10 protein-coding genes are annotated in these 12,382 nt (G+C 65.9%); all 10 read left to right on the top strand.

Features of this window, described 5'->3' with window-relative positions; translation table 11 throughout:
• Positions 1-26: 26 nt before the first annotated feature.
• The 10 genes from CA951_RS30675 to CA951_RS30630 all read left to right on the top strand — a co-directional run bounded on the left by CA951_RS30675 (position 27) and on the right by CA951_RS30630 (position 12,379).
• Positions 27-2,246 carry an acetate--CoA ligase family protein gene (locus CA951_RS30675; RefSeq protein ID WP_256974155.1) on the top strand — a complete coding sequence of 740 codons (2,220 nt, stop codon included), beginning with the start codon at positions 27-29 and terminating at the stop codon, positions 2,244-2,246.
• A 23-nt stretch (positions 2,247-2,269) separates the two neighbouring features.
• Positions 2,270-3,808 (top strand): acyl-CoA carboxylase subunit beta, encoded by a 1,539-nt coding sequence (locus CA951_RS30670; protein ID WP_087560442.1) that lies wholly within the window; start codon positions 2,270-2,272, stop codon positions 3,806-3,808.
• A gap of 10 nt (positions 3,809-3,818) precedes the next feature.
• Positions 3,819-5,195, top strand: coding sequence for an acetyl/propionyl/methylcrotonyl-CoA carboxylase subunit alpha (locus CA951_RS30665; RefSeq protein WP_087560441.1), 1,377 nt, complete (start codon positions 3,819-3,821; stop codon positions 5,193-5,195).
• Between the two features lies 1 nt (position 5,196).
• Positions 5,197-5,418 carry a biotin/lipoyl-binding carrier protein gene (locus CA951_RS30660; protein ID WP_087560440.1) on the top strand — a complete coding sequence of 74 codons (222 nt, stop codon included), beginning with the start codon at positions 5,197-5,199 and terminating at the stop codon, positions 5,416-5,418.
• A 20-nt stretch (positions 5,419-5,438) separates the two neighbouring features.
• Positions 5,439-6,437 (top strand): NADPH:quinone oxidoreductase family protein, encoded by a 999-nt coding sequence (locus CA951_RS30655; protein WP_087560521.1) that lies wholly within the window; start codon positions 5,439-5,441, stop codon positions 6,435-6,437.
• 144 nt (positions 6,438-6,581) lie between these two features.
• Positions 6,582-7,628: an ABC transporter substrate-binding protein gene (locus CA951_RS30650; protein WP_179220371.1), complete on the top strand. Its 1,047-nt coding sequence runs from the start codon at positions 6,582-6,584 to the stop codon at positions 7,626-7,628.
• Positions 7,629-7,636: 8 nt separating this feature from the next.
• Positions 7,637-8,698: a phosphotransferase family protein gene (locus CA951_RS30645; RefSeq protein WP_087560520.1), complete on the top strand. Its 1,062-nt coding sequence runs from the start codon at positions 7,637-7,639 to the stop codon at positions 8,696-8,698.
• A complete protein-coding gene (locus CA951_RS30640) occupies positions 8,699-9,928 on the top strand; it encodes an acyl-CoA dehydrogenase family protein (protein ID WP_087560438.1) in 1,230 nt (409 codons plus the stop codon).
• A 206-nt stretch (positions 9,929-10,134) separates the two neighbouring features.
• The gene (locus CA951_RS30635) at positions 10,135-11,151 is read left to right on the top strand and encodes a PDR/VanB family oxidoreductase (RefSeq protein ID WP_087560437.1); all 1,017 of its coding nucleotides are present in this window, start codon (positions 10,135-10,137) and stop codon (positions 11,149-11,151) included.
• A 10-nt stretch (positions 11,152-11,161) separates the two neighbouring features.
• Positions 11,162-12,379, top strand: a complete 1,218-nt coding sequence (locus tag CA951_RS30630; protein ID WP_256974154.1) for a cytochrome P450 — start codon at positions 11,162-11,164, stop codon at positions 12,377-12,379.
• Positions 12,380-12,382: the final 3 nt, after the last annotated feature.

The following is a 12,382-nucleotide window of genomic DNA, read 5'->3' as shown; positions in this document are numbered from 1 at the left end:
ATCCGACGTTCAGTGAGGAACTTCAGGTGTCAGTCGATACAGCACAGCCATGCACCCGGGACGCAGTCGCCGAACTCATTTCCGTTGCACGGGAACGAGAATCGGCGATGTTCACAGAGGCGGAAGGTAAATCCCTGCTCTCCGCTCTCGGGATCGACACCCCCCGGGGCATCGAAATTGCTGTCGGCCAGTCGATTTCCGACGACCTTCGCGAGCCGTTGGTCGTCAAGGCCATCTCGTCCACGCTCGTCCACAAGTCCGACGCCGGCGGCGTGCGGGTGGGGGTGCGCCGCGACGAGATCGACGAGGTCGCTGCACGGATGGGCGAGCAACTGGCCGCCGCCGGGCACTGCTTGGAGGGCCTGCTCGTCGAGGAAATGGTGCCGTCCGGTCACGAAGTGATCGTCGGAGCGGTTCGGGCCCCGGGGCTGGGCTGGACCGTCATGGTGGGCCTCGGCGGCGTCTTGGTCGAGGTCTTCGAGGACGTTGCGTTCGGTCTCGCACCGCTCGCGAACGACCAGATTCTCGACATGCTGCACGAACTGCGCGGCATGAAGGTGCTCGACGGAGCCCGCGGCGGCGAGAAGGCAGACATTCCGGCGTTGGTGACGCTGATCTCGCGGCTCGCCGGGCCGAACGGTCTGCTGCAGTCGCTGCCGGACGACGTGATCGAGATCGACCTGAACCCGGTCATCGTTTCCGGAACACGGGCAGTGGCCGTGGACGCGCGCTTCGTCGTCGGTCCGGTGGAAGACACCGGATCCGCACCCGGGGACCGTGGTGACGACCGGGCCACGGATTTCACGCCGCTGTTCCATCCGCGCAGGATCGCCGTCCTCGGCGCGAGCGGTCAGCGGCCGAATCTCGCCAACCGGTTCATCCGGAACATTCTGAGCGGCGGCTTCGACGGCACCATCGTGCCGATCCACCCGACCGCGGACAGCATCGAAGGACTTCCCACGGCGCGGTCGCTGGCCGAGGTCGATCAACTGATCGACTACGCGTTCGTGGCGCTGCCCGCGAGCCGTGTCAGCGAGGCGCTGAGCCGAGGCGCCGGGCGAGTTCGGTTCGCCCAAGTGATCTCCAGCGGTTTCGGTGAGGTCGAAGAAGGAAAAGACCTCGAGGAGACCCTGGTCCAGACCGTCCGCGACGCGGGCATTCGGCTGATCGGCCCGAACTGCCTGGGCACGCACGCCTCGGCCGGTCGACTCTCGTTCGTGCCCGAAGCACCCCTGACACCCGGAACGACGGCTGTCGTCTCGCAGAGCGGCGGGCTGAGTGTCGACATCCTCCGCGTCGGATCGTTGCGCGGCATCGACTTTCACAGCGTGGTCAGCATCGGGAACGGCGCCGACGTCACCGCCGCCGAGCTCGTCGAATCCGCCCTGCGGAACGACGAGGTCCGGGTCATCGGCCTGTACCTCGAGTCGCTCGCCGCGGCACGCGAGGTGCTCGACGTGCTGACCCGGGCCGAAATACGCAAGCCGGTAGTGCTTCTCGCCGGTGGCCGAACCAGCGAAGGCTCGCGGGCGGCGACCAGCCACACCGGCGCCCTCGCGGGAAATCACCGGCTGTGGCCCGCGATCGCGCGGCAGGCCGGAATGACCCTCGTCGATTCGCTCGAGGACTTCGCCACGGCCCTCCATGCCCTGTCCACACTCGACCTCACCGTCAAGCCGAACGGTCGCGATGCCGTTCTGTTCGGCAACGGCGGCGGAGCGAGTGTCCTCGGCGCCGACGCACTCGGGCGGCAGGGACTGGCCACACCGCCGCTCGCCGATTCCGTAGTCGAGGAACTGGACGGCCTGGGCCTGCCGCCGGGCAACGGACTGCGCAACCCGATCGACGTGCCTGCGGGAACGCTCGCCGTCAAGAACGGTGCGATCGCGAAGGACGTTCTCGCGGTGGTGCTCGCCGGTAGCGAGCCGGCAGTGCTGATCTCCCACCTCAACGTGGGCATCATCCAGCGCAACCTCGGTGAAACCCACGGCGACGTGACCGGCACCGTCATCGACTCGATCGCCGGTGCCCGCGACGAGGCCGCGTCGAACACCCACCAGCTTCTCGTGCTCAAGACGGACGGCAGCGCCGAGACGGAGGCATTGATCAAGACGTACGCGCACCGCGCCCGCACCCGCGGAATCCCGGTCTTCCCGGCCTTCGAGGACGCGGCCCTCGCCGCACGGGCGGTTCTCGAGCAGGGACAGCGGACATACCAGGCGTCACGCGACGCAGACGGAAGGTAGTAGAGATGTCACAGGACACAGTGATGGCTGAACCCACGCTCAGCCGCGAGCAGGAGCACGAAGAACGCCGCGCAGCCGCGCTGGCGATGGGTGGCCCGAAGAAGCTGGAACAGCGGCGCGCCGAGGGCAAACTCAACGCCCGCGAGCGGATCGCGTTGATGCTCGACCCCGGAACCTTCCGGGAGAGCGGGTTGTTCACGACCTCGGCCGTCGACGCCGATCGCGACAAGACACCCGCGGACGGCAAGGTGACCGGAACCGGCGAGGTCGACGGCAGGCGCGCAGCCGTCATCGCCTACGACTTCACCGTCAAGGGGTCGTCGAGCAGTCCGGTGAGCAACAAGAAGATGTCCCATTTCAAGGAACTCGTCGTCCAGGTCGGGATGCCGCTGGTCTACCTGTCCGAATCCACCGGGGTCCGGATGCCGGACGCGATGGGCGGGACCGGAATGGGCGCCGCCAACAGCAAGAAGCGGTTCCTCCGCCAGCGCGAAAGCCCCTGGGCATCAGCAGCATTCGGATACTGCTTCGGATCCGCGGCCTGGCACACCGTGTCCGCCGACTTCGCGGTCTTCCGCAAGGGGAGTGTCCTGGCGGTGTCGAGCCCCGGGCTGGTCAGCCGCGCCACCGGTCAGCAGGTCGACGCCCAGGAACTCGGAGGCTGGAAGGTCCACGCCGAGGTCACCGGCTACGCCGATGCCGTCGCCGACACCGACGAGGAAGCGATCGAACTGATCCGCCGGTTCCTCTCGTACCTGCCTTCGCACAACGGTGAGACACCGCCGGTCGCGCCGGTCCCGAGCGGATCGGGTGAGCGTGCCGCCGAACTCAACGACATCGTTCCCCAGACCCGCACCCAGACCTACGACGTACGCAAGGTGATCGAGATCGTCGCCGACACCGGTTCGGTGTTCCCGATCAAGGCACGCTACGGCAAGAGCCTGGACACCTCGCTGGTCCGGATCGGCGGACAGAGCGTCGGCATCATCGCCAACAACCCGATGTTCAAGGGCGGGGCGCTCGACGGTCCGGCGTGTGACAAGGCGACCAGCTTCCTGGTGCTCTGCGACTCCTACAACATTCCCGTCGTGTTCCTCGTCGATCAGCCGGGATTCCTGATCGGGCTGGAAGCCGAGCGGAACAAGATCGCCGGCAAGGTCATCAACTGGATGAACGCCTTGTCCCTGGTGACCGTGCCGAAGATCGCTGTCACGCTTCGCAAGAACTACGGCCAGGCCTACATCAACATGGGCGGCGGACTGACCGCCGACACGACGGCAGGCTGGTGGTCCACGGAGGTGAGCTTCATGGATCCCACGTCCGCGGTGTCGGTCGTCCACGGGGTCGACGCGGAATCCGACCCCGAGCTCTACGCGCAGCGGCTCGCCGAGATGGCCAAGGGGACTACCGCGTACGACGTGGCACGCGTCTTCGGCGTCGAACAGGTCATCGATCCCGCCGAGACCCGCGACTTCATCCTCGGCGCACTGAAAGACCACTACCGAGCCCGGACCAACGGCATCGGCGAGCACCTGCTGCGCGCCTGGCCGACGAGTTACTGAGGACGATGTGATGAACTCATTTCCAGATTGCCTGCTGGTCGCGAATCGCGGCGAGATCGCCCGGCGGATCATCTCGACCGCCAACAAGCTCGGTGTCCGCACCGTCGCGGTCTACCACAAGGTCGATGCGGACCTGCCCTACATCGGTGAGGCCGACCACGCCGTTCAGCTCGAGGGCGACACACCGGTGCAGGCGTACCTCGACGGTGCCCAGATCGTCCGAATCGCACAGCAAGCCGGTGCGACGGCCGTGCATCCGGGCTACGGATTCCTGGCCGAGAACGCCGACTTCGCCCGACTGGTGGCCCAGTCCGGACTGACGTGGGTCGGCCCGAGCGCCGAGGTCATCGAGGTGATGGGTGACAAGGTCGAGTCGCGCCGGGTCGTGGCTGCTGCCGGTGTGCCGATCAGCGGCGACGTCGGCGCAGCGCTCGAGACGGGCGACGAAGCCGTCGCCGAGGCCGGGCGTCTCGGATACCCGGTGATGGTCAAGGCATCCGCAGGCGGCGGCGGAATCGGCATGGCCGTCGCGCACGACGAAGACGGCCTGCGCAAGGCGTTCGAGAACACCAAGTCGATGGCGGCCCGGAGCTTCGGTTCCGATCGGGTTTTCGTCGAACGGTATGTGTCGTCCGCGCGGCACGTCGAGATCCAGATCCTGGGTCTGGAGGACGGTTCGATCGTCACTCTGGGAGAACGGGATTGCTCGACGCAACGACGTCACCAGAAGCTGATCGAGGAGAGCCCGGCCCCGCACCTGGATCCGGCCCTGCGAGAGCGCCTCGTCGAGAGTTCGATCGCGGCCGCCCGGGCCGTGGGCTATCGGAACGCGGGCACGGTGGAATTCCTGCTCGACGCCGTCAGCGGTGACTTCGTGTTCCTCGAGATGAACACCCGTATCCAGGTCGAGCACCCGATCACCGAACTGACCCATGGTGTCGATCTGGTCGAGCAGCAGCTGAGCATCGCGCAGTCGGGCACCACCACCCCGGGCTTCGCCCCCGTCCCGCGCGGTCATGCGATCGAATTGAGGATCTGCGCGGAAGACCCCAAACGGTTCTTCCCGCGCCCGGGGCCGATCGACGTGTGGCAGGAGCCGACGGGGCCCGGTATCCGGGTCGACGCGGGCTATACGGCCGGGACCGAGGTGACGCCGCACTTCGACTCGTTGCTGGCCAAGGTCTGCGCGTTCGGCGCGACCCGTGAGGAGGCGCACGCCCGCGCCCTCGCGGCCTGCAAGGAGTTCGTGATCGAGGGGCTCGTCACCAACAAGCCCTTCCTCGAAGACGTGCTCGGCTCGGAAGAGTTCACGAGCGGGCGTTACGACACCGGTGTGGTCGAGAAGATCCAGCAGAGACAAAAGAACTTGGCCAGAAGGAGTGCGTGAGATGTCAGAGACGATTCAGTCGGATATGGGTGCCAACGTGTGGAAGATCCTCGTCGCACCGGGTGACCGGGTGGAGGAGGAGTCGACGTTGATGATCCTCGAGGCCATGAAGATGGAGATCCCGATCCTCGCCGAAGATGCAGGCACGATCGTGGCAGTCCACGTCGCCGAGGGCGACAGTGTCGCTTCCGGTCAGCCCCTCGTCGAATTCGAGACGGCATGAGCACATCGATTCCCCGCCGCATGAAGTCCTGGTCGGTCACCCAGCTCGGCGAGCCGATCGACGTCGTGCAACTCGTCGAGGGTGATGTTCCCGAACCCGGTGCAGGGCAGGTCCTCGTGCGGGTCCTGGCGGGCGCAGCCAATTTCCCGGACGTACTGATGTGCCGTGGCAAGTACCAGGTGCGCCCCGACCTGCCCTTCACCCCCGGACGTGAAGTCTGCGGCGAGGTCGTCGCGGTCGGGCCGGACGTCGTACGGGCCGCGGTCGGCGACCGGGTGCTGGGCCTGACCACCCTTCCCTACGGCGGATTCGCCGAGTACGCCCTGATGGACCAGAGCACGACCCACCAGGCGCCCGCCTCACTCGACGACGCGCAGGCCTCCTGCCTGTTCATCGGGTATCAGACCGGCTGGTTCGGGCTTCATCGGCTGGCCAGGATTCAAGAGGGGGAGACCCTCCTGGTTCACGCGGCCGCCGGCGGTGTCGGCAGCGCGGCCATCCAGCTCGGCAAGGCCGCCGGTGCCCGGGTCGTCGGTGTCGTGGGCGGCGAGGAGAAGGCCGCCTACGCCAGGCAACTCGGTGCCGATGTCGTCGTCGACCGCAGGCAGGAGGACTTCGTCGGGGTCGTCAAGGAATTCACCGACGGCCGAGGCGCCGACGTCATCTACGACCCGGTGGGCGGCGACGTTTACCAGCGTTCGACGAAATGCATTGCGTTCGAGGGTCGGATTCTCGTCGTCGGCTTCGCGGGCGGCGAGATCCAGACCGCGGCGCTCAACCACGCTCTGGTCAAGAACTACGCGATTCTGGGCATTCACTGGGGGCTCTACAACACGAAGAATCCCGGCGCGGTCGATCGATGCCACCAGGAACTGTGCGCGTTGGCGGACTCCGGAGCCATCGATCCCTTCGTCAGTCAACGGGTCTCGATGGACGGGGTGCCTGCGGCCCTGCAGGGCCTGGGGGACGGAAAGACCGTCGGCCGAGTGGTGATGGAGCACACCGGGATCGGCCGCTAGCCAGTTTGCGGAAACCGGGGGCAGCACATCGTCAGGCCACCAGGCATGCACTAATTACTAGGAGTACGAATGTTTGGGTCGAAGCAAGGTGACTCGCCCTTCGGAGAACTGCGGGCATTGGACAGCAACATCTCGAGAAGGTCGATGTTGAAGTATCTCGGTATCGGCACGGCGGCGGTCGGCGCCACCTCGTTGCTGGCGGCCTGCGGGGGTGGACTGGGCGCCGGTGCCTCCGGCCGGGGCGCCCAGTTCAGCATCGCGTCATTTCCGGGTGACAGCTTCCTCCTCGATGCCGTGAATCTTGCCAACAACGACTTCGCCAGGAACAACCTCAACGTTCCGAAGTTCATCACCCCGCAGAGCGGTGTGCAGGCGCTGCAGCTCGTCTCCGCGGGCGCTGTCAACGGCTACACCTCCGACACCCTGTTGCTGATGGGTGCTCACGCCAACAGCACCCAGGGCAAGCGGCCGGTCATCATCGGTCTGAAGAACGTGGCCACCACCTACGGGATCGTCGTCGGCCCGAACGGCAATTGGCCCGGCGAGGGCGCCACGTTCGAAGAGAAGATGCAGTCGCTGAAAGGCAAGTCGATCGGGGTGAGCGCCATCGGCGCGGGCGGTGATCTGCAACTGGGCCTCGCTCTGGAACTGGCCGGTATGCAGTCCTCGGACGTCACCCATCTCGCGACCGGCCCGTCTGCCTCGGCGATCCCGAACATGAAAGCCGGGCGACTCGACGGCTACGTCGCGGTCCAATGGAGCTCGGGGCAGTTCATCGCCCGGGAGACAGGCGGATCGGTGCTGCTCGACTTCGCCGGGCCGTCGATGCCCGAGACATTGCGCAACCAGGCAGTGCTGTGCATTTCGACCAGCGAAAGTTTTGCCCAGGAGAACGAGGACGTTCTGAAGAACTGGCTTCGAGCACAGTCGGAGGGCAGCGAATGGATGGTCTCCCACAAGGACGAAGCAGCGGAAATCCTGAACTCCGGCACCTTCGACGGCAACGCTCCCGAAATCGCCAAGGCCTACATGGAGCACTACGCGCAGGAGGTGGCGCCGAAATTGCAACCGATGTTCAAGGCACCCAAGGATCAGGTCGACCACATGATCGACCTCGCCGTCCGCTTCGGAAACGCGAAGGAGGGCGCTATCAGCTACGAGCAGATAGTCCCCGTCTTCGCACGGGCGTGAGGTCCCACATGGAGCACACACAGACGACGCGTCCCCAGTCCCCGCCCGGGCTGGACCTCGATCGAATCACCGATTGGCTGGCCGGGGAGCGACCGGGCCTGGTGGCAGGGGAGCTGTCGGCACGCCTGATCGAGGGTGGGAAATCGAATCTGACCTACGACCTCACCGACGGTGACAAACAGTGGATCGTGCGGCGTGCGCCACTGGGCGAGGTCATGGCGACGGCTCACGACATGCGCCGGGAGTACCGAATGGCAGGCGCACTTCGCACCACCGACGTCCCGGTGCCGGCGATGATCGCCTACTGCGACGACAAGGACGTTCTCGGCACCGACTTCTACCTCATGGAGCGGATCGAGGGCGTGCCCTATCGGTACGCCGATGAGCTCAGGCCACTCGGTGCCGCTCGAACCCGAGCCATCTCCGTCGAGCTGGTACGCACACTCGCAAAGCTGCACCGGGTGGAACCGCGAGAGGTGGGCCTGAACGACTTCGGTCGCCCCGAGGGCTTCCTGGGCCGGCAGGTGAAACGCTGGAAGACTCAGCTGGACGCGTCCTACACCCGCGATCTCCCCGGCGCCGACGAGCTCTACACTGCACTCGTCGCGGCCGTCCCCTCGAAGTCGGCCGCCGGCATCGTCCACGGTGATTTCCGCTTGGACAACGTGCTCGTCGGCGCCGACGACATGCCTGCCGCGGTAATCGACTGGGAACTGGCGACGCTGGGCGACCCGCTCCTGGACCTGGCCTTGATGCTCACCTATCAGCGGCGAGCGAAGATCGTGTCCGAACGGGATACGACGGAACCGGCCAAGTACGACGCGACGCTGGCACCCGGCTACCTCACCGAGAAGCAGATCATCGAACAGTACGAAGCCGAGAGCGGCCGCGAACTGGAGGGATTCGGCTTCCACCTCGGTCTGGCCTGTTTCAAGCTCGCCTCGATCTCCGAGGGCGTCCGGTATCGGCACATCAATCGTCAAACCGTGGGTGCGGGTTTCGAGGACAGCGGCAGCACTGTGCCGTTGCTGCTCGAACTCGGGCTCGACTCACTGAAGGAGTACAAGTAGATGGAATTCTCGACAGACGCCCGGACCGACGAGTTGCGCAAGGAACTCGTCGACTTCATGTACGGGCACGTCTACCCGTCCGAGGCGGCGTACCTGGAGGAGCTGGACAGCCTCGAGGACCGCTTCGCGTGGTCGGAGTCTCCCATCCTGCAGAAGCTGAGAGCGGAGGCACGCAGCCGTGGGCTGTGGAACCTCTTCCTTCCCGGGGCCGAGGGTGCCGGGCTGACGAACGTGCAGTACGCGCCGCTCGCCGAGATCACCGGCCGCAGCAAGCTTCTCGCTCCCGCGGCGCTGAACTGTTCGGCCCCGGACACCGGCAACATGGAACTGCTGTCGATGTTCGGCACCGAGCAGCAGAAGAAGGAATGGCTCACTCCGTTGCTCGAGGCCGAGATCCGTTCGGCCTTCGCCATGACCGAACCCGACGTCGCGTCCTCGGACGCCACCAACATCTCCACGAGCATCGTTCGCGACGGCGGCGACTACGTGATCAACGGCCGCAAGTGGTACATCAGCGGTGCGATGAATCCCAACGCCAAGATCCTGATCGTGATGGGCAAGACGGATCCGACGGCAGACAGGCATCGCCAGCAGAGCATGATCCTGGTACCGCGGGACACCCCCGGCGTCCACATCACGCGCGCGATGAAGGTCCTGGGTTACGACGACCACCACAGCGGTGGACATGCCGAGATCGAGTTCACCGACGTGCGGGTTCCGGTTGCCAATCTCATCGGCAACGAGGGCGACGGCTTCGGGATCGCCCAGGCCCGGCTGGGACCCGGCCGGATCCATCACTGCATGCGCGCCATCGGTATCGCGGAGCGGGCGATCAAACTCATGTGCGAGCGGGCCGACGAACGCGTGGCGTTCGGCAAGCCGCTCAGCCAACAGGGCGTGATTCGCGACTGGATCGCCGAATCGCGGGTCCGTCTCGAGCAGTTGCGCCTGCTGGTCCTCAAGACGGCCTGGCTCATGGACACGGTGGGCAACAAGGGCGCCCACACCGAGATCCAGGCGATCAAGATCGCCACGCCGTCGACCGTCGAATGGATCATCGACAAGGCCATCCAGGTCCACGGCGCCGGCGGACTTTCCCAGGACTTCTTCCTCGCCCCGGCAGCCGCGTACGTCCGCACGCTGCGGTTCGCGGACGGACCCGACGAGGTGCACAAGAACGCGCTGGCGCGCAATGAACTTCGCCGCCAGGCCGCACGACGCAGTGCCTGACCGCTCGGTCGGTTTCTGCTGAGTGCGTTCGGCTCCGCTCGCCCACGAAGCGAGTCGGTTTCGCCGTGACGGCCCACCCGTGTCCCCCTCACCTGTAACCCAGGTGAGGGGGACACTGTCGTCTGTACGGCCCGTTCGGTGTGGCTATCGCCTTGATAGTGAGTGAGACATTGATCGCACCAGTAGGCGCCGCGCATGATCATGACGTGCCAAATCATCTTGCTCAGCATGGTGCCGACTCGTCCTCGCCCGCATCGCCGGTCACCCGGCGACCCGGAAACCAGACGCTCGAGGTCGCGCGGAAGGACGTCGTGGCAGACGGCGTCGTGAAACTGCGGCTCGAGGAGCCGACCGGTGGGCGGCTCCCGCATTGGACGCCCGGCGCGCACATCGACCTGGTCATGCCGACCGCGGACGGTGGTTCCCAGGTGCGGCAATACTCGTTGTGCGGCGACCGGTGGGATGCCTCCGCCTACGAGGTCGCCGTGTTGCGGGAGCCGAACTCCAAGGGCGGATCGCAGTTCATTCACGAGAATCTGGCCGTCGGGGACATGCTCAGCGTCGGCACCCCGCGGAACAATTTCGGTCTCGCTCCGGCTAGTCGATACCAATTCATCGCCGGCGGCATCGGGATCACCCCGATCATGACGATGATCGCCGCAGCCGAGAAGCTGGGAATCGACTGGCACCTGCTCTACGGCGGACGGTCGCGTCGATCCATGGCCTTCCTCTCAGAACTGGCTCGTTACGGAAACCGCGTCACGGTGTGGCCGCAGGACGAATCGGGTCATCTGCAGCTCGATTTCCTCGACAAGCCGGCAGACGGGGCCAAGGTCTACTGCTGCGGACCCGAGCCACTGCTGGCGGCGGTCGAAGCCGCGTCCACGAACTGGCCCGGGTGGGCCGTCCGGTTCGAGCGGTTCGTTGCGCCGTCCCAGCCGCCACCGGTCCGCACCGAACCCTTCACGATCGAACTGTCCCACTCCGACAGGACCGTCACCGTCGGTACCGAACAGACCGTTCTCGAGGCCCTGGACGCCGCCGGCGTCCCCGTGTTGTCCTCGTGCAACGAGGGAGTCTGCGGCACATGCGAAGTCGGCGTCGTGGCCGGTGTTCCGGATCATCGGGATTCACTCCTGAGCGATGCGGAGCGCGCCAAGGGGGACCGGATGTTCGTCTGTGTGTCACGTTCGATCACCGAACGACTCGTGCTGGATCTATAGGAGGTTGACAGTGTCGATTACGGATATCACCGGACGGCAGGGTTCGACAGCCCCGTCCCTCGACGACGACCCGTTCTCGTCGGAAACCCTCGAGAACCCGCTGCCGTTCCAGGAGCGACTGCGTGAATCCGGGCCCGTCGTCTTCCTGCCCCGGTACAACGTCCACGCCGTCGGGCGTTACGACGAGGTTCACAGCGCACTCTCGAACTGGCAGGGCATGACTTCCGGTTCCGGAGTCGGCCTGAACGAGCCCTGGCGGGCCCGGGGACTGCTTCAGACCGACCCACCCGAGCACGACGCGCCCCGCGAGGTGTTGCAGACGATCCTGTCCGCACGAGCATTGCGTGCGATGAAGGACGCCTGCACACGACAGGCCGAGACGCTGATCGACAACCTGCTGGTCGGCACGGCTGCCGGGGACGCGATCGAGATCGACGGGTACAACGACATCGCGGCCGTGTTTCCGGTGAACTTCTTTCCCGACGCGTCCGGTATCGACGAGGAGCAGCGGGAGAATCTCGTTCCCTACGCGGATCACATCTTCAATGCCCTGGGGCCGCGAAACGAGCGGGTCCTGCAAGGCGAATGCCGGAGCGAGGCACTGGCGGAATGGGCCACAGCGAAGTGTGCCCGGGAGTCACTGAAGCCCGAAGGGTTCGGCAGCGAGATCTGGGCGGCCGCCGACCGCGGCGACATCATGCACGAACTGGCGCCGCTCCTCACGCGTTCGCTGTTGTCGGCAGGTGTCGACACGACCGTCTACGGTCTCTCCGCGATGCTCTACGGGTTCGCCACACATCCCGATCAATGGGCGGCACTTCGAGAGAACCCCAACCTCGCCCGAGTCGCATTCGACGAGGCGCTGCGCTGGGAGTCGCCGGTTCAGATGTTGTTCCGCAAGACATCGGCCGACGTCGAGATCTCCGGGACCGTCATCCCGGCCGAGACGAGGGTGCTGCTGTGCTACGCCGCCGCGAACCGTGACCCGCGCCGGTGGGACAACCCTGACCGGTTCGACCTCTCGCGTGATCCCTCGGGGCACGTCGCCTTCGGGATGGGCATCCACCAGTGCGTGGGCCAGCACGCGGCGCGTCTGCAGGCCGAATGCCTGCTCGAGGTTCTCGTGACCCGCGTGAAGTGCATCGAACTTGCGGCACCCGTACGTCGCTATCACAACAACACGCTCCGAGGATGGAAGGCCATGCCGCTTCGGCTGAGCCTCGCCTAGATG

Origin of the sequence: Rhodococcus sp. NCIMB 12038 (assembly GCF_002165735.1) — a bacterium.
In the GTDB taxonomy this organism is placed as follows: domain Bacteria; phylum Actinomycetota; class Actinomycetes; order Mycobacteriales; family Mycobacteriaceae; genus Rhodococcus_F.
Note: the sequence above shows the minus strand (reverse complement) of the source record. Positions and strands in the feature narration are given on the sequence as shown.